The sequence below is a fragment of the Streptomyces sp. NPDC102279 genome (genome assembly GCF_044766365.1).
Classification (GTDB): Bacteria; Actinomycetota; Actinomycetes; order Streptomycetales; family Streptomycetaceae; genus Streptomyces.
Window position 1 is genome coordinate 620,814 of record NZ_JBIWLU010000001.1, and the last position, 16,779, is coordinate 637,592.

The window sequence follows — 16,779 nt, forward strand, 5'->3', positions numbered from 1 at the left end:
ATGGTGCGCCGCGTCCTCGCCCTCGCCTCCGGCCGGATCGCCGTGGCCGTTCTCGTCGCGGTCGCCCTGCTGGCTCTGCTCGGGCCGCTGATGGCCCCGCAGAACCCCCTGGCGACCAGCGACCACACGCTCGCCGCCGCCTCCGGTGCCCACTGGCTGGGGACCGACTACCTCGGCCGTGACGTGCTCAGCCGGCTCCTCGACGGCTCACGCGTCAGCGTCCTCGGAGCCCTGGAGGTCGCCCTCACGGCACTCGCCATCGGCGCAGTCCCGGGCATCCTCTCGGTCTACCTCGGCCGGGCCTTCGAATGGATCACCCTCCGGCTCGCCGACACCCTCGTCGCCCTGCCCTTCCTCCTGTTCGCCGTCGCCGTGATCGCGCTGCTCGGCAACGGCCTCACCCAGGCGATGCTGGTCACGGGCGCGCTGGTGTCCCCGCTGTTCTACCGTGTGGCCCGCGCCGCGACCCTGTCCGTCGCCCGTTCCCCGTACGTCGAGGCGGCGCTCGTCTCCGGTGCCTCCGTCGGCTGGGTCGTGCGCCGTCACGTCTGGGCCAAGGTCCTGCCGCCCATCGCGGTCGCCCTCGCCCAGACCATCGGGGTCGGGTTCGTCATCGTGTCGAGCCTGACCTTCCTCGGCATCGGCGTCCAGCCGCCCGCGCCCACCTGGGGCGGGCTGCTCGCCTCGGACCTCGGCTACCTCAGTCACCAGCCGTGGGCGCCGGTCGTACCGGCCCTGCTGATCATGGTCACCGTCTGGGCCTGCAACCTTCTCGCCGACGCGATCCGCGATGTCTCCGGCGAAGCGGGCCGCGCGCTGGTCAACAACCGCAAGGTCCGCGCGAACCGCCGCCGCGAGGCCGAACCCGCCCCCGTAGGAGGTGTGCGATGACCGCCCTGTCCGAGAAGCTTCTGCCCGAGGCCGAGGAGATCGCCGGCCCCGGTCCGGGCCACCCGGCCGACCGGCCCGCTCCCGTACTGTCCGTGCGCGACGTCCGCATCGGCGACCTGGCCGGCGACCGGGAGATCGTGCACGGCGTGAGCTTCACGCTCACCCCGGGCAGGGCCGTCGGCATCGTCGGCGAGTCCGGCAGCGGAAAGACCCTCACCTGCCGTGCCGCGCTGGGCATCCTGCCCACCCACTTCGAGATCACCGGCGGGTCGGTGGAGATCGACGGTGACGACATCGCCGGTCTCTCCCCGGCCCGGTGGACGGAACTGCGCGGTGCGACGATCAGCGCGGTCTTCCAGGACCCCGCGTCGTACCTCAACCCGTCGATCCGGGTGGGCGCGCAGATCGCCGAGGTCATCCGGGTCAAGACCGGGCTGAAGCGGCGGGCCGCGCACCGCCGGGCCGTGGAGCTGCTGCGCGCGGTCCACCTGCGCGACCCGGAGCTGGTCCACGGCCAGTACCCGCACGAGTTGTCCGGCGGCATGCTCCAGCGGGTCCTCATCGCGGCGGCGATCGCCGCGGGACCGAGGATCCTCATCGCCGACGAGGCGACCACCGCGCTCGACGTGACCGTCCAGGCCGAGATCCTCGACCTGCTGGCCGACCTGCGCGAACGGACCGGACTGGCACTCGTCGTGGTCTCCCACGACCTCGCCGTGGTGGCCCAGTTGTGCGACGAGGTCCTCGTCATGCGCCAGGGCGAGGTGGTCGAGCAGGGGCCCACCCACGAGGTGCTCCACCACCCGCGGCACGCCTACACCCGGCTGCTGATCGCCGAACACGAGCAGTACGGCCTCGACACGTTCCTCGCGCCCGGGGAGGACGCATGAGCACCTCCGACGCCGTCACCGCCGAGCCGTCCGTCGCGACCGCCGCCTCCGGGGGGACCACGGACCCCGTCCTCTCGGTCAGGGACCTGGAGGTCCACTACGGGCTGCGCAGGCGGCGCCGCCGCGCCCTGCACGGCGTCACCCTCGACGTCACACCGGGTGAGACCGTCGGCGTCATCGGAGAGACGGGCTCGGGCAAGTCCACCCTGGCGCGGGCGGTGCTGGGCCTGGTGCGCGCCTCCGGCGGGTCCGTCGTCGTCGACGGCGAGGACGTCACCTCCCACAGCCCCCGCCAGTGGCGCGCCCTGCGCCGCCGCGGTGTCGTCCAGTACGTCTTCCAGGACCCCCTCCGCAGCCTCGACCCGGATCTCACGGTCGAGACCTCGCTCGCCGAGCCGCTGCTCGTCGCGGGCGTGTCCCGCGACGAGGCCGCGCGCCGGGTGCGCGCGTTCCTCTCGCGGGTCCGCCTCTCCGAGGACCTGCTCGACCGGCTGCCCGGTGAGCTGTCCGGCGGCCAGCGCCAACGCGTGGCGGTGGCGCGGGCGTTGGTCACCGAGCCGCGGCTCGTCATCCTCGACGAGCCGGTCAGCGCGCTGGACTCCGCGAACCGCGTCCAGATCCTGCAGATCCTCAAGGAACTCCGCGACGACGGGGTGGCCCTCGTCTTCATCTCCCACGACCTCGGCTCCGTCGCCGGCATCGCCGACCGCGTCGCCGTGCTGTACCAGGGCGAACTGGTCGAGGTCGGCCCTGTCCGCGACGTCATCACCCGGCCCCGGCACCCCTACACGCGCCTGCTCGTCCGCTCCGCGCCCACCCTGCACTCCGCGCCGGCCGACCGGGCCGAACGCGAAGCCCTGCGCGCCCTCCTGCACTCCTGATCCGCCACCGACCCGACAGACAGGAACCCGACACCATGCCCCGCACGATCCATCTCGCCCTGCACCCCTACGGCGTCGGCGGCCCCGGCCAGCACGGCCTGTGGAAGGACCCGCGCGTCGCGAAGAACTCCAGCATCGACATCGACTACTACATCCGGCTGGCGAAGGCGGCCGAACACGCCCTCTTCGACGCCCTGTTCATCGTCGACAGCCAGTTCATCAACTCCACCTACCCGGCGCACTACCTCAACCGTCTGGAGCCGCTGACCCTGTTGTCCGCGGTGGCCACCCACACCCGGCACATCGGCCTGGTGGGCACGGCGAGTTCGACGTACAACTCGCCGTTCAACCTGGCCCGCCGGTTCGCCTCCCTCGACCACATCAGCGGCGGCCGGGCCGGCTGGAACGTCGTCACGAGTTTCGACACCGGCACGTCCCGGAACTTCGGGCTCGACGAACACCTCGACTACAGCACGCGTTACGGCCGCGCCCTGGAGTTCGTGCGCGTCGCCCGGGGACTGTGGGACTCCTACGAGGAGGACGCGTTCCCCGCGGACGTGGACCAGGGCGTCTTCCTCGACCCGGCCAAGCTGCACGCGCTCGACCACGTGGGCGAGCACTTCAAAGTGGCCGGCCCGCTGAACCTCTCCCGCTCCCCGCAGGGCCAGCCCGTCATCTTCCAGGCCGGCGTCTCCGAGGAGGGCCGCGACCTCGCCGCGCAGGTCGCCGAGGGCATCTACGCACCGGGCGGCACTCTCCAGCAGGCACAGGATTACTACGCGGACATCAAGAAGCGCACCGCTTCCTACGGCCGCGACCCCGAGCACATCAAGATCTTCATCCACGGAGGTCCGGTCGTCGCCGCCACGGACGAGGCCGCCCGGCGGCGGGAGCGGGAGATCTTCGAGGAGGACAACGACTTCGGGCGCAACCTCGCCCTGCTCGGCCGCTCCTTCGGCGCCTACGACTTCAGCGTGCACGACCTGGACGCGCCGTTCCCCGACGTCGCCCACCTCGCCGAGAAGGGCGGTCGCACAGGAGCGGCCAAGCTCATCGAGCGGGCCCACGTACAGAACCTGACGCTGCGCCAGGTAGCCGAGTCGGTCAACCAGTTCCGCACCTCACCCTTCGTCGGGGCGCCGCAGACCGTCGCCGACACCATCGAGGAGTGGTTCGACGCCGGCACCTTCGACGGCATCAACCTCGCCTTCCGCACCGAGGAGGACCTGAACCTCTTCGTCGACGGAGTCGTCCCGATCCTCCAGAAGCGCGGACTTTTCCGCACCGAGTACGCGGCCGACACCCTGCGCGGCAACCTCGGCCTGCCCGTCCCGGCCAACCGCAACACGCGCGAGCCGCAGCTCGTGAGCGACTAGCGGCCGGCGGCTGTCGTCCCGCGGCACCTTCTCCGGCTCCTCCGCCTTCTCCACTTGCGGTCCCGTCGGCCGGCCGGCTCTCCCCGCCACCGGCCGACGGCGCCCGACACCGAAAGGCATCACCTCATGACGAGCGAGCGACCACGCTTCCGGCTCGGCTTCCTCACCCATGTCCAGGGACGCGACCAGGACATCGCCCGCACCTACCGCAACGCCCAGGAACTCTTCGTCGTGGCGGACGAGCTGGGTTTCGACGTCGGCTGGGTCGCCCAGCACCACGTCGCCCTCGGAGGCGGCGGACTGTCCTCGCCCTGGACCTTCCTCGCGCACGCCGCCGCGCGCACCACCCGGATCCGCCTCGGCACCGCCATCACCGTGCTCCCGCTGGAGGATCCCGTCCGACTCGCCGAGGACGTCGCCACCGTCGACGCGCTGAGCGGCGGCCGTGTCGAGATCGGCGTCGGCAGCGGGACGAGCGGCCTGGAGTACGCCGCCTTCGGCAAGGACGTCAGCCGCAAGCGGGAACTGACCAGCGAGAACCTCGACGTCCTGCGCCAGGCCCTGTCCCGGGCCGACGTGGGAACGCCCGGCTTCCACATCCAGCCGCGGCCCGGCGACTTCACCGACCGCGTGTGGCAGGGCGTGTTCAGCGCCCAGGGCGCGGAGTACGCCGCGAGCCGCGGCTCCCACCTCCTGCTCAACCGGGCCGCCTACGGATACGACGCCCCCACCGACGAGGTGCAGCGCCCCTGGGCCGACGCCTACCTCGCCGCCTGGGACCGGCCGCACCGGCCGCGCATCGGCCTGTCCCGCTTCGTCTTCCCGGCCAAGGACCGGCGCACGGCGCTCCGCGCGATCGGCGACGACGTCCACCGGGCGGCGCTGCGCATGGCGGAGAGCGGCGCATTCCCCAAGGGCCTCGACGCGGACGAGGCGCTGCGCCGCTTCCACACGTTCTACGGCCATCCCGACGAGATCGTCGAGAGCCTGCGCCAGGAGAAGGTCCTGCCCGTGGCGACCGACCTGATCACCCAGTTCAACCCCGCAGTGCCCGACCACGACGCCGCCGTACGCGCCCTCGAACTCATCGCGACCGAGGTGGCGCCCGCCCTCGGCTGGCAGCCCGCGCGCACCGCCGAACCCGCATCCGCAGGAGTGTGAGATGACCCAGTACAGCGACCACCACGGCCCCGAAGGCCTGCTGATCCGCGGCACGATCATCGTGGTGCCCGGCCGCGGTGAGACCCGGCACACCTACACGCGCTTCGCCCGGCGGCTCGCCTCCGACGCCTACCGCGTCCGGGTGATCGACGCGCCGGTCCTCGACGCCGAGGACCCGGACGGCTCCCTGACCGGCCTCGCCGAGCGGCTCACGGACGCGATCGGTGGCACCGCCTCCGAGGACGGCGTGGCCCTGCCGGTCGTGCTCGTCGGGGCGGACACCGGGGCCGCCGCGCTCGCCGCGCTGCTCGGCCGGACCGGGACGGTGCCGGCCCCGGAGCCGGACGCGCTGGTCCTCGCCGGGCTCCCCGGCCCGTCCACCGGGTCCGCCGCCGGGGTCGGCAGCTGGGACGACGAGCTCGACGTCCGCACCTCGTGCCCGACCCACCGGGGGACGCTGACCCAGGACGCCGGCGTACGGCGCGGGTCGCTGGGCGACGCGGTTCCGGACTCCGTGCTCGCCGCCGCCCACGAGAGCACGACCGGTGTGCCCACCCTGCTTCTCGCCGGCGACGCCGACCCGCTGGCCGACCACGAGGCGCTCGCCCGTGCCGTGAAGTCACTGCCCCGAGCCCGCCTCTCGGTCGTCCACGGAGCACACCACGACGTCCTCAACGACCTCCAGCACCGTTCGGTCGCCGCCGAGGTCGTCACGTTCCTCGAAGCGCTGCGCAACGACCTGCGGCCGCCGGTCACCGTGCGGTCGAGCGCCTGGTGACGTTCCGCCGCCCCCCGACGCATCCGAACCCCGACCTGGAAGGTCCGCCATGGCTGTGATTCTGTCCGTCTCCGGAAGCCCCTCCCCCACGTCCCGCACCACACGCCTGCTGCGTCACCTCGACGAACGGCTCCGCCTCCAGGGCCACGAGGTGATCCCGCTGGAGGTGCGGACCCTGCCCGCCCAGGCGCTGCTCGGCGCCGACTTCCGGCACCCGGCGATCGTCGAGGCGACGGCGCAGTTCGAGCGCGCGGACGGCGTGGTCATCGGAACACCCGTCTACAAGGCCGCCTACTCGGGACTGCTGAAGTCGCTCCTCGACCTGCTTCCGCAGTACGCGCTGACCGGCAAGACGGTGCTGCCCCTGGCCACCGGAGGCAGCACCGCCCATGTCCTCGCCATCGACTACGCGTTGCGTCCGGTGCTGAGTTCCATGGGCGCGTCGCACATCGTTCCCGGCTGGTTCACCCTCGACAAGGACATCGTCGTCGGCGAGGACGGCGCACCGGCCGTCGCACTCGCCGCGGCCCAGGCCCTGGAACAGGTCACGGACCACTTCTCCGCCGCGCTGGGAGGACGGACGACGGTACTGGCGTCGACCGGCTGACGGCGGTCGCGTCCGGCGCGCCGCCCGGACCGCGGCGACGGGCGGTGTCGCAACCGGCCTCCCCGGCGCCTGGTCCGGCCGGTGCGCGAAGTCGCCAACTCCCCGCGCGGCGACCGGGCTTCGCCCGGGCCGCCGGGGTGTCGAGCTGCTGGTGCGCCCTGACCATCTGCGGTTGTCTGGCTGCATGACCGTGCTCGTGACCCGTCGCCACGTCGACTACGTGCGTGTCACCACCACGGCTTGTCGCACCGTGAGCTGACCCTCCGCTCCGCGCCCGATCGCCTTCTCCGCCCCTTTCTCAGCAGCGCACTTCACCTTGCCCGCGTACCCGTCGGGGCAGCGCGAGCGGAGGCGCGGTGCGTCCGCCCGCACCTCCGCTCGCGCACACCCGCGCAGGCGTGCGTCTGCGTACCCGCACACCGCACAAGGGAGAACCATGAGCCAGCCCATCGACTCCGTGACCGCGGGGCACACCCCTGACGAAGAGCCCGGACCCGACACCTCCGCCTGGTCGTTCGAGACCAAGCAGATCCACGCCGGTGCGGCGCCCGATCCGACGACGGGGGCGCGGGCGGTGCCGATCTACCAGACCAGCTCGTTCGTCTTCCGCGACACCCAGCACGCGGCGGACCTGTTCTCGCTGGCCGAGCCGGGCAACATCTACACCCGCATCCACAACCCCACGCAGGACGTCTTCGAGCAGCGCGTCGCGGCGCTGGAGGGCGGGGTCGCGGCCGTGGCCCTCGCGTCCGGGCAGGCGGCGGAGACCCTGGCCATCCTGACGCTGGCGTCCGCCGGGGATCACATCGTCTCCAGCTCGTCCTTGTACGGCGGCACGTACAACCTGTTCCGTCACACGCTCCCCCGGTTCGGCATCGAGGTGTCGTTCGTCGACGACCCGGACGACGCGCAGGCCTGGCGTGCCGCGATCAGGCCGAACACCAAGGCCCTGTTCGCGGAGACGCTCGGCAATCCGCGCGGCAACGTGCTCGACGTACGGGCCGTGGCGGACGTAGCGCACGAGGCGGGCGTCCCGCTGATCGTCGACAACACCGTGCCGACGCCGTATCTGCTGCGGCCCATCGAGCACGGGGCCGACATCGTCGTCCACTCGGCGACCAAGTTCCTCGGCGGGCACGGCACCACCATCGCCGGCGTCGTCGTCGACGGCGGCACCTTCGACTTCGGTGCGCACGCCGACCGCTTCCCGGACTTCACCGAGCCCGACCCCAGCTACCACGGGCTCCAGTACTGGCCCGCGCTCGGCCCGGGCGCCTTCGCGGTCAAGCTGCGGGTGCAGTTGCTGCGGGACATCGGCCCGGCGCTCTCGCCGCACTCCGCGTTCCTGCTCCTCCAGGGCGTGGAGACGCTCAGCCTGCGCATCGAGCGGCACTCGTCGAACGCCCAGGCCCTGGCCGAGTGGCTGGAGCAGCGCGACGAGGTGGCCGCCGTGCACTACCCCGGGCTGCCGTCCAACCGGTGGTACGAAGCGGGGCAGCGCTATCTTCCGCGCGGAGCGGGCGCGGTCCTCGCGTTCGAGCTGCGGGACGGCGTCGAGGCCGGGAAGCGGTTCGTGGACGCCGTCGAACTGTTCAGCCACCTGGCCAACATCGGAGACGTACGCAGCCTGATCATCCACCCGGCCTCGACCACCCACAGTCAGCTGGACGAGGCGCAGTTGGAGGCGACCGGCACCTCACCCGGGCTGGTGCGGCTGTCGGTGGGCATCGAGAACCTGGTCGATCTCAAGGCCGATCTGGAGGCAGGTTTCCGCGCGGCGAAGGGTGCGTCCTGAACCGCGAGGTCACTCCGTCCGCGGTTCTCCTCCCGCCGGCCTCCGGGGGCTGGCGGGAGGGCGACCCGCCCGGGCGCCGGCAGTGGCACCTGCGCGACAAGGCGCTGCCCTTGGAGGCGGGTGGTGAACTGCCTGACGTGCGGCTGGCGTTCGAGACGTGGGGGCGGCTCGCGCCGGACGCGTCCAACGCCGTGCTGGTGCTGCACGCGCTCACCGGCGACAGCCACGTCGCCGGACCGGCCGGGCCCGGTCATCCGACGCCCGGCTGGTGGGACGGACTGGTCGGACCCGGTCTCGCCCTGGACCCGGACCGCTGGTTCGTCGTGGCGCCGAACGTGCTCGGCGGCTGCCAGGGGAGCACCGGTCCGTCCTCGGCCGGCCCGGACGGACTGCCGTGGGGCGGCACGTTCCCGTTCCTGACCCAGCGCGACCAGGTGGCGGCCGAGGCCGGACTGGCCGACGCGCTCGGTGTCGGCCGCTGGGCGCTGGTGATCGGCGGCTCCATGGGCGGCATGCGCGCCCTGGAATGGGCGGTGTCGTACCCGGAACGCACGGACGCGCTCCTGCTGCTGGCCACCACGGCGGCGGCGAGCGCGGAGCAGATCGCCTGGGCCGACATCCAGACGCGGGCGATCCGGAGCGACCCGAACTGGCGTGGTGGCGACTACCACGGCACCGCGCCGGGCCGGGGGCCGCACGCGGGCCTCGGTCTGGCCCGCCGCCTCGCCCACGTCACGTACCGCAGCGAGCCCGAACTGGCGGTCCGCTTCGGCCGTGCGCCGCAGGGCGCGGAGGACCCGTGGGACGGCGGCCGCTACCAGGTGCAGTCCTACCTGGACCACCATGCCGCCAAGCTGGTGCGCCGCTTCGACGCGGGCAGCTACGTGACGCTGTCGGAGGCAATGAACAGCCACGACATCGGGCGGAGCCGTGGGGGCACGCGCGGCGCGCTGAACCGGGTCACGGCGCGAACGCTGGTCGCCGGAGTCGACTCCGACCGCCTCTATCCACCCTCCCAGCAGGCCGAGTTGGCGGCGGGAATCCCCACGGCGGACGTACCCCGGGTGATCGAATCCCCCTACGGGCACGACGGCTTCCTCATCGAGGTGGAGCAGGTCGCCGCGCTCGTCCACGAGCTGGCCGGCTGACGGCCGGGCGGGAGGTCCGCCCGGCACGCGGCGGAGGGCGCCCGGACCGCGCGGCCACGACGGCGTCGTCCCGTGGCTGCCCGGCCGCCGTCCGGCAGCGGTTCAGCGTGTACGCCACTCCTCGGCCAGCAGCTCGTACGACCGCACCCGGTCCGCGTGGTCGTGGGTGATCGTGGTGATCAGCAACTCATCGGCGCCCGTGGCCTCCTGGAGCTGGGCCAGCCGGTCCGCCACCCGGCCCGGGGATCCGACGAACTGGGTGTCGAGGCGGTCCTGGACGAGCGCGCGGTCGGCGTCGGACCAGACGTGGGCGCGCGCCTCGTCCGGGGTGGGGAACGGGACGGCCCCCTCGGCGTTACGGATGCTGCGGACCCAGAGGCCGTAGCCGGTGGCGAGTTCACGGGCGGTCTCGTCGTCGTCGGCGACCACCACGTCCGCGGAGACGCTGATATACGGCTTGTCGAGCACGTCGGACGGCTGGAACGCGGCGCGGTAGCCCTCGGCTGCCTCCAGCACGGTGGCAGGACTGACGTGATAGTTGGCCGCGAACCGCAGGCCGTTGCGGCCGGCGACCTCGGCGCTCACGCCGCCGCTGCTGCCCAGGATCCATAGCTCCAGTTCCGCCCCCTCCCCCGGGACGGCGTGCGCCTCGACGCCGTCGGTCGAGCGGTAGGTGCCCGCGAGGAGGGCGAGGATGTCGTCGATCTGCTCGCCGTACTCCTGCGACGCCGCGTTCGGCTGCTGAAGCAGGGTGCGCTGCAGGGCGACCCGCGGTGATCCGAGCAGGTGCTCGAACGAGAAACGGGACGGAATGCGCAGCCCGTTGGGAGTACGCCCGTCGACGACGGGCGTGGTGCCCGGCCGGGCGGCGGGGCCGCCCGGAGGGGCTCCGCCCGAGCGGCCCAGTCCCAGGTCGAGGCGCCCGGGGTGCAACGCGTCGATCAGGCCGAACTCCTCGACCGTGGACAGGGCTGTGCGGTGGCCGAGTTGGACGGCGCCCGAGCCGAGCCTGATCGTCGAGGTCGCCGAAGCGGTCAGGGCGAGGACGACCGCGGGCGAGGTGCCGGCGACGCCCGGGTTGAGGTGGTGCTCGGCGAACCAGTAGCGGGCGTACCCGAGGTCCTCGGCCCGGCGGGCCAGGTCGACGGAGTTGCGCAGTGCCTCGGTGGCGGTGGAGCCGGACGAGATCGGGACCAGGTCGAGGACGCCGAGAGGGATGTCGGACATGGCGGGTCGGGGCTCCTCAGTGGTCGGCGGGCACGGGTTCGCCGGTGGACGGTGCGAGGACCGGCCCCCAGGGGAACGGCGGGTCGGGGATCTCTCGGCGCAGCACCGGTGCCACGTCCGACTGGAAGAGTTCCAGCGCCGTTCGGTGTTGACGGTCCGTCAGCCCGCCCGCGTCGGCGTGCAGATGCAGCACGCTGTGCCCGAACTGCTCGTGGTAACGGTGCACCTTCTCGATGATCTGCTGGGGGCTGCCGATCAGCGCCGAGCTGCGCTCCACGTAGTCCTCCAGGGTCGGGAACACGGGCTCCAGGCCGAGGCGCCTCTGGAACGCCAGGTTGCCTTCGAACACGGGCCGGTAGACGGCGAGTGCCTCCTGGGAGGTCCGTGCCGCGTAGAAGCCCGCGGTGCCGGCGCCGACCGCGAGGGCGGCCGGATCGTGGCCGTAGTGCTCCCAGCGTTCGCGGTAGTAGCGGATCAACTCGGCGTAGGGCTCGATGGGGTTGGTGACGTTGGCGGAGAAGAGCGGGTCGCCGTACCGGGCGGCCAGGTCGACCGACTCCTTGCTCGTGGCACTGCCGTGCCAGACCCGGACGGGCTGCTGGAACGGTCGCGGCCACACCTCCGCGTCCTGGAGTTCCGGGCGGAAGCGGGTCGCCGCGGTGACCTTGTCCTGCCGCCAGATGCGGCGGAACACCTCGTAGCTCTCGGCGTTGCGGTCCCACTGGTCGTCGGTCGTGATCCGGAACAGCTCGCGCTGGGCCGCTCCGTTTCCCTTGCCGACGATCAACTCCAGGCGGCCGCCGGACAGATGGTCCAGGGTCGCGTAGTCCTCGTACGCGCGGACCGGGTCGAGGAGGCTCAGGGTGGTGACGGCCGTGAACAGCCGGATCCGGGAGGTGAGCGCGGCGATGTGGCTGAGGACCACGGGTGGTGAGGAGGAGATGAAGGGACGCTCGTGGCGCTCCCCCACGCCGAAGCCGTCGAATCCCAGCTCCTCGGCGAGCAGGGCGTTGTCGATCACCTCGCGGAAGCGGTCGTTGGTCGGCTTCTGGATCCCCGTCACCGGGTGGGGAGCGTGCACGATCAGGGTGATCGCCAGGAACTTCATGACGCGGCCCGGTCGGTCCGCGCCCCGGCGTCGGGGTGGGTCAGGCCGAGGTGGTCGCGCAGGGTGCGGCCCTCGTACGCGGTGCGGTAGACGCCGCGTTCCTGCAGGAGCGGGACGACACTGTCCGCGAAGGAGTCCAGGCCGCCCGGTGTGATGTGCGGGACGAGGATGAAGCCGTCGGAGGCGTCGGCCTGGACGAAGTCGTTGATGGTCTCGGCGACCGTGGCCGGGGTGCCGACGAACGCCTGGCGGTTTCCCGTCTCGATGACGAGGTCGCGGATGGACCAGTTGTTGGCCGCCGCCCGCTCCCGCCACTCGCGGGCGGTGGCCAGCGGGTCGCGGTACATCCGGACCTGGGCGCGGCCCCGGGCGACGGTGTGTTCGCCGAGGTCCGGGTCGATGTCGGGCAGCGGGCCGTCCGGGTCGTAGGCGGACAGGTCACGGTTCCAGACGAACTCCAGGTGCTTGATGGCGGTGGCGCCGCTGACCTGGGCCCGCCGTATGTCACGGGCGTGCTCCTCGGCCTCGGCGTCGGTGTCCCCGAGGACGAACGTCGCGGCGGGCAGGATCAGCAGCTGGTCGTGGCGTCGGCCGTGGCGGGCGAGGCGTCCCTTGACGTCGGTGTAGAAGGCCTGGCCCTCCTTGAGGGTGGCGTAGCGGCTGAAGATGGCGTCGGCGCCGGCGGCGGCGAACTCGCGCCCCTCCTCGGAGTCGCCGGCCTGGAAGATCACCGGGCGGCCCTGCGGGGAGCGCGGGACGTTGAACTGGCCCTCGATGTCGAAGTGCCGTCCCTGGTGGACGAAGGCTCCGGCCTTGGCGTCGGCGAGGAAGGTGCCGCTCTCCTGGTCGGCGACGATCTCGTCCCCGTGCCAGGAGTCGAAGAGTTCGTTCGCCGTGGCCAGGAACTCCTTGGCGCGCGAGTACCGCTCGTCCTTCGGCAGGAAGCCGCCGCGGCGGAAGTTCTCACCGGTGAAGGCGTCCCAGGAGGTGACGACGTTCCAGGCGGCCCGGCCGTCGGAGAGGTGGTCGAGACTGGCGAACTGGCGGGCCACCTCGTAGGGCTCGTTGAAGGTGGAGTTGATGGTGCCGGTCAGGCCGAGGTGCTCGGTGACGGCGGCGAGCGCGGTCAGGATGGCGAAGGTGTCGGGGCGTCCCACGACGTCCAAGTCGTATATCTTTCCGCCCTGTTCCCGCAGCCGCAGTCCTTCAGCGAGGAACAGGAAGTCGAACTTGGCGCGCTCCGCCGTCCGCGCGAACCGCGCGAACGAGCTGAACTCGATGTGGCTGCCGGCCTCGGGGTCGCTCCACACGGTGGTGTTGTTGACACCGGGGAAGTGTGCCGCGAGATGGATCTGCTTGAGCGGCTTGCTCATGGTCGGGGGTCCTTCCGGCTCAGGCGGTCGTGGCGGGGGGTGCCCCCTGCTGGGAGAGCTGGGGGGCGAAGCGGTTCGCCGGGCGGGAGAGCCCGAGCAGTCCGCGCAGGGTGCCGGCCTCGTAGGCGGTCCGGAAGACGCCCCGGCGCTGGAGTTCGGGCACGAGGCCGCGCGTGATCGCGGGGAGGTCGTGTCCCACGACGGCGGGGCGCAGCCGGAACCCGGAGAGCCCTGCGGCGGCCAGCTCCTGGAGGAGGTCGGCCAGCTGGGCGGGTGTCCCGGCGAAGATCCGGGCGTCGCTCGTGTACGGCTCGCCCGCCAGCGCGTCCAGCCGTTCGCGGCGGGCCTCGGCGGCCCCCGGGTCGTCGTCGAGGAAGACCACCAGATCACCGAAGACGTGCACGGTGTCGTCGGCTCGGCCGGCCGCGTCCTGTTCGGCGCGGATCTCCTGGACGATGGCGTGGGCCTGGCCCGCGTCGTGCGGGGTGACGTAGCCGATGTCCGCGGCCCTCGCGATCAGCCGGTACGGGATCGTCGCGTGGGCCAGGGCGGTGACGACCGGCTGTCCCTGAGGCGGACGGGGTGTGATCGAGGGGCCCTTGACGCTGAAGTGCCGGCCCTCGAAGTCGATGTAGTGCAGCTTGTCGCGGTCGACGAAGCGGCCGGTGGCGACGTCGCGGATCTCCGCGTCGTCCTCCCAGCTGTCCCAGAGCCTGCGGACGGCCTCGACGTGGTCGGCGGCCTCGTCGAAGAGGTCGTTCACCACTTCCCGCACGGCGGGGGTGTCGTACTCCTCGAAGCGGAACGCCGGAATCGTGCGGCGTCCGAAGTGCGCGGCCTCGTTCTGGCGGGCGCTGACCTGGACGCGCAGGCCGGCGCGGCCGGCGCTCACGTAGTCGAGGGTGGCGATCGCCTTGGAGATGTGGAAGGGCTCCGTGTGCGTGGCGATCACGGTCGGCACCACGCCGATGTGGTGGGTGAGGGGCGCGATCCGCGAGGCGATGAGGACGGCGTCGAGGCGGCCGCGGACCTGGTCGGTGCGGCCGTCCGGTTCGGTGGGCGAGGAGGACTGGAGGCCGAGGCCGTCCTCGATGGTCACGAAGTCGAGGAGGCCGCGCTCGGCCTCGGTGACCAGCTCGGTCCAGTAGGCGGCGGTGAGCAGTTCGCGGGGGCGTGCGACCGGCTCGCGCCATGCGGCCGGATGCCAGCCCGCACCGTCCAGCGCGACGGCGAGGTGCAGAGGTGTGGGTGACGAGGACACGGGAGGTGCCTTCCTGATCGACCGTACGAGGAAGCCCGCCCCGGCGAGCGGGACGCGGCTGCGTGGGAACGGGTCAGGGGCGACAGAGCGCGCCGGCGACCCGCAGCAGATCGATGTGGGACCGGCCGTACAGGTGCAGGGGGCGGGGCGTGAGCGGCTTCGGCGCGCGGCGGTGGGACAGGCGGCGCACGGGCCTCACCTCCGCTCTCTCGCCCCGGTGCTCCGGGGCCCCTGGTCCGCCCGGTCCTCGCGGGTCCCCGGCGGGGCGCCACGTGGTCCTGGACAAGCACAACTGCACGGCTATGCCCTTTCTTCCGGCTGCCCGGATTCTTCTTGCCCGTTCCGGGTCTCCAGCGGGCCGCCGGGGGTGCGCACGAGGACGAACCGCGTTCGGCGGCGCAGGGTGAACCCGATCGACTCGTAGAGCCGGATCGCGTTCGTGTTGTCGGCGGCGGCGTGCAGGAAGGGGACGTCTCCGCGTTCCCTGATGCCGGCCGCGACCGCGCGGACCAGGCGGGTCGCCAGGCCCCGTCCGCGGTGGTCTGGGTGGGTGCACACCGCGCTGATCTCGGTCCAGCCCGGCGGGCGCAGGCGTTCGCCGGCCAGGGCGATCAGGCGTCCGTCCTTCCGGATGCCCAGGTAGGTACCGAGTTCGACGGTGCGGGGCAGGAAGGGGCCGGGCCGGGTGAGGGCGATCAGGTCGAGGATCTCGGGCACGTCGGCGGGTCCCAGCGGTACCGCTTCGGGAGCGGGGGCCGTGACCAGCGCGGTCGCGATCAACTGGACTCCGTAGCCGCTCTGTTCGGTCGTCCAGCCGTCGGGCACGGTCTGGACGGCGGTGACCGGGGTGAGCGCGCCGGGTCCGACGAGTTCGGCGAGATCGTCCCAGGAGCGGGGATCGGCGGGATCGGCGAGGGCGCTGAAGGGCGACACGTCGGCGGGATAGCGGGCGGCGCGGCCCACGCGTTCGGCGAGGTGGGCGTGCGGACCGGTCAGCGCGGCCCACGCCGCGTTGTCCAGGACGTGCGATGCGGTCGGGCTCGGGGAAGGGGCGGGGTCGACGCTGGTGGACATGACGGTGCGGGTTCTCCGTATCGGGAAAGCGGCCGGACGCGCCCCGGGACCCCGCCGGTCGGCGGCGGAGTCCCCTGAGGTGGGCGGTGGTTCAGGAGTTGCTGAGCGGCAGGCCGGGCGGGTTGACCTGGGAGGTGTCCACGGCCTCGTTGGAGAGGTTCCAGGCGGCCAGCCACTTTGCGTACTGGCCGTTCTTGACGAGGTGGTTGATCGCGTCGGCGAGGGGCTTGGCGAGCCCGCTGTCCTTCTTCGCGGTGGCCGCGATCAGACCCTGGAGGGTTTCTCCCGCGCCGGAGAACGTGCCCGCGTTGCGCGTCGGGTTGGGCGTCTTGGCGGTCTGGGTGACGTGGTAGGCGATGCCGGGGTTGGGGCCGAAGGAGACGTCGATCTTCCCGCTGGACAGGGCCAGGGCGGTGGCGTTGTTGTCCTGGTAGTACTTGACGTTGAGCTTCTTGCCCTCCTTGGCGAGCTTCGCCTTCCACTCCAGGAGGATCTTCTCCTGGTTGGTGCCGGCGCTCACCGCGACGGTCTTGCCCGCCAGGTTCCGGTAGTCGTCGTCGAAGTTCCAGGTGCTCTTCTTCCGCACCTCGAAGCCGAGGTTGTCCTGCCGGTAGGAGGCGAACTCGTACTTCTTCTTGCGCTCCTCGGTGTCGGTGACGTTGGAGAAGGCGACGTCGACCTTGCCGCTGTCGATGCCGACGAAGAGGTTCTCCCAGGTCGAGTTCTTCACCTCCGGCTTGAGACCGAGGACCGCGGCGACCAGCCGGCCGAGGTCGGGTTCGGCACCGGTGAGCGTCTTCTGGTCCCCGCCCACGTACGCGAGCGGCGCGAATCCGGCGGGCAGCGCACCGACGCCGATCCTCAACGTGCCGCTCTTCGCGACGGACTTGGGCAGTCCCGCGCTGATCGACTTCACCTCGGACACCTTCAGCTTCGTCTCCTTGGCGGCGCCGTTGGAGAGCGCGCCGACGGTGACCGATCCGGCCGAGACGTCCTGGGTCCGGGTTGCCGCGTCACTGTCACCCCCGCAGGCGGCGAGCCCGGCGGCGAGGGAGGCGACGGCCGCCGTGGCGGTCACGCCGCGAAGGATCCTGCTGTTCAGGGGGAGGGTGCGCATGGTTGTCCTTGTCGGGTGTGTGCGGTGAGGGTGTGGGGGGCGCGGTCCCGGCGGGCCGCGACATCGGGTGGGCGTGCTCGTGCGCGCCGGCG

At 72.2% G+C, this 16,779-nt stretch carries 16 protein-coding genes; 9 read left to right on the forward strand and 7 right to left on the reverse strand.

Features of this window, described 5'->3' with window-relative positions; translation table 11 throughout:
- The 9 genes from ACIRQH_RS02605 to ACIRQH_RS02645 all read left to right on the forward strand — a co-directional run bounded on the left by ACIRQH_RS02605 (position 1) and on the right by ACIRQH_RS02645 (position 9,527).
- The gene (locus tag ACIRQH_RS02605) at positions 1–891 is read left to right on the forward strand and encodes an ABC transporter permease (protein WP_388865389.1); all 891 of its coding nucleotides are present in this window, start codon (positions 1–3) and stop codon (positions 889–891) included.
- Positions 888–1,781, forward strand: coding sequence for an ABC transporter ATP-binding protein (locus ACIRQH_RS02610; protein ID WP_404223811.1), 894 nt, complete (start codon positions 888–890; stop codon positions 1,779–1,781). Before ACIRQH_RS02605 ends, ACIRQH_RS02610 begins: the two co-directional genes overlap by 4 nt.
- A complete protein-coding gene (locus ACIRQH_RS02615) occupies positions 1,778–2,662 on the forward strand; it encodes an ABC transporter ATP-binding protein (protein WP_404223814.1) in 885 nt (294 codons plus the stop codon). Before ACIRQH_RS02610 ends, ACIRQH_RS02615 begins: the two co-directional genes overlap by 4 nt.
- A 35-nt stretch (positions 2,663–2,697) precedes the next feature.
- Complete coding sequence (locus tag ACIRQH_RS02620; protein WP_404223816.1) at positions 2,698–4,038, forward strand: NtaA/DmoA family FMN-dependent monooxygenase; 1,341 nt, start codon at positions 2,698–2,700, stop codon at positions 4,036–4,038.
- Positions 4,039–4,164: 126 nt separating this feature from the next.
- A complete protein-coding gene (locus ACIRQH_RS02625; RefSeq protein WP_388865383.1) occupies positions 4,165–5,199 on the forward strand; it encodes an LLM class flavin-dependent oxidoreductase in 1,035 nt (344 codons plus the stop codon).
- A gap of 1 nt (position 5,200) precedes the next feature.
- A complete protein-coding gene (locus ACIRQH_RS02630) occupies positions 5,201–5,977 on the forward strand; it encodes an alpha/beta hydrolase (protein ID WP_404223818.1) in 777 nt (258 codons plus the stop codon).
- Between the two features lie 49 nt (positions 5,978–6,026).
- Positions 6,027–6,584, forward strand: a complete 558-nt coding sequence (gene ssuE, locus ACIRQH_RS02635; protein ID WP_358822514.1) for an NADPH-dependent FMN reductase — start codon at positions 6,027–6,029, stop codon at positions 6,582–6,584.
- A 436-nt stretch (positions 6,585–7,020) separates the two neighbouring features.
- Positions 7,021–8,379: a bifunctional o-acetylhomoserine/o-acetylserine sulfhydrylase gene (locus tag ACIRQH_RS02640; RefSeq protein ID WP_388932170.1), complete on the forward strand. Its 1,359-nt coding sequence runs from the start codon at positions 7,021–7,023 to the stop codon at positions 8,377–8,379.
- Entirely contained in the window at positions 8,376–9,527 is a 1,152-nt protein-coding gene (locus tag ACIRQH_RS02645) for a homoserine O-acetyltransferase (RefSeq protein WP_404223987.1), read from the forward strand. The genes ACIRQH_RS02640 and ACIRQH_RS02645 overlap by 4 nt, the downstream gene beginning before the upstream one ends.
- A 102-nt stretch (positions 9,528–9,629) precedes the next feature.
- Here ACIRQH_RS02645 and ACIRQH_RS02650 read toward each other — a convergent pair whose 3' ends face one another.
- The 7 genes from ACIRQH_RS02650 to ACIRQH_RS02680 all read right to left on the reverse strand — a co-directional run bounded on the left by ACIRQH_RS02650 (position 9,630) and on the right by ACIRQH_RS02680 (position 16,687).
- Positions 9,630–10,754, reverse strand: coding sequence for an LLM class flavin-dependent oxidoreductase (locus tag ACIRQH_RS02650; protein WP_388932172.1), 1,125 nt, complete (start codon positions 10,752–10,754; stop codon positions 9,630–9,632).
- 16 nt (positions 10,755–10,770) lie between these two features.
- Positions 10,771–11,862 (reverse strand): LLM class flavin-dependent oxidoreductase, encoded by a 1,092-nt coding sequence (locus ACIRQH_RS02655; RefSeq protein ID WP_388932174.1) that lies wholly within the window; start codon positions 11,860–11,862, stop codon positions 10,771–10,773.
- A complete protein-coding gene (locus ACIRQH_RS02660) occupies positions 11,859–13,235 on the reverse strand; it encodes an NtaA/DmoA family FMN-dependent monooxygenase (RefSeq protein WP_358821302.1) in 1,377 nt (458 codons plus the stop codon). Before ACIRQH_RS02660 ends, ACIRQH_RS02655 begins: the two co-directional genes overlap by 4 nt.
- 19 nt (positions 13,236–13,254) lie before the next feature.
- Positions 13,255–14,496, reverse strand: coding sequence for an LLM class flavin-dependent oxidoreductase (locus ACIRQH_RS02665; protein WP_404223823.1), 1,242 nt, complete (start codon positions 14,494–14,496; stop codon positions 13,255–13,257).
- A 73-nt stretch (positions 14,497–14,569) separates the two neighbouring features.
- The gene (locus ACIRQH_RS02670; protein WP_358821304.1) at positions 14,570–14,686 is read right to left on the reverse strand and encodes a putative leader peptide; all 117 of its coding nucleotides are present in this window, start codon (positions 14,684–14,686) and stop codon (positions 14,570–14,572) included.
- A gap of 110 nt (positions 14,687–14,796) precedes the next feature.
- On the reverse strand, positions 14,797–15,570 hold the full coding sequence (locus ACIRQH_RS02675) for a GNAT family N-acetyltransferase (RefSeq protein ID WP_404223826.1): 774 nt from the start codon (positions 15,568–15,570) through the stop codon (positions 14,797–14,799).
- 91 nt (positions 15,571–15,661) lie between these two features.
- The gene (locus ACIRQH_RS02680) at positions 15,662–16,687 is read right to left on the reverse strand and encodes an ABC transporter substrate-binding protein (RefSeq protein WP_388865365.1); all 1,026 of its coding nucleotides are present in this window, start codon (positions 16,685–16,687) and stop codon (positions 15,662–15,664) included.
- Positions 16,688–16,779: the final 92 nt, after the last annotated feature.

Excerpts from the sequence above, each read along its gene's own strand:
- ACIRQH_RS02605 (WP_388865389.1), top strand. The coding sequence starts at position 1 with ATGGTGCGCCGCGTCCTCGCCCTCGCCTCCGGCCGGATCGCCGTGGCC.
- ACIRQH_RS02610 (WP_404223811.1), top strand. The coding sequence starts at position 888 with ATGACCGCCCTGTCCGAGAAGCTTCTGCCCGAGGCCGAGGAGATCGCC.
- ACIRQH_RS02615 (WP_404223814.1), top strand. The coding sequence starts at position 1,778 with ATGAGCACCTCCGACGCCGTCACCGCCGAGCCGTCCGTCGCGACCGCC.
- ACIRQH_RS02620 (WP_404223816.1), top strand. The coding sequence starts at position 2,698 with ATGCCCCGCACGATCCATCTCGCCCTGCACCCCTACGGCGTCGGCGGC.
- ACIRQH_RS02625 (WP_388865383.1), top strand. The coding sequence starts at position 4,165 with ATGACGAGCGAGCGACCACGCTTCCGGCTCGGCTTCCTCACCCATGTC.
- ACIRQH_RS02630 (WP_404223818.1), top strand. The coding sequence starts at position 5,201 with ATGACCCAGTACAGCGACCACCACGGCCCCGAAGGCCTGCTGATCCGC.
- ssuE (WP_358822514.1), top strand. The coding sequence starts at position 6,027 with ATGGCTGTGATTCTGTCCGTCTCCGGAAGCCCCTCCCCCACGTCCCGC.
- ACIRQH_RS02640 (WP_388932170.1), top strand. The coding sequence starts at position 7,021 with ATGAGCCAGCCCATCGACTCCGTGACCGCGGGGCACACCCCTGACGAA.
- ACIRQH_RS02650 (WP_388932172.1), bottom strand. The coding sequence starts at position 10,754 with ATGTCCGACATCCCTCTCGGCGTCCTCGACCTGGTCCCGATCTCGTCC.
- ACIRQH_RS02655 (WP_388932174.1), bottom strand. The coding sequence starts at position 11,862 with ATGAAGTTCCTGGCGATCACCCTGATCGTGCACGCTCCCCACCCGGTG.
- ACIRQH_RS02660 (WP_358821302.1), bottom strand. The coding sequence starts at position 13,235 with ATGAGCAAGCCGCTCAAGCAGATCCATCTCGCGGCACACTTCCCCGGT.
- ACIRQH_RS02675 (WP_404223826.1), bottom strand. The coding sequence starts at position 15,570 with ATGTCCACCAGCGTCGACCCCGCCCCTTCCCCGAGCCCGACCGCATCG.
- ACIRQH_RS02680 (WP_388865365.1), bottom strand. The coding sequence starts at position 16,687 with ATGCGCACCCTCCCCCTGAACAGCAGGATCCTTCGCGGCGTGACCGCC.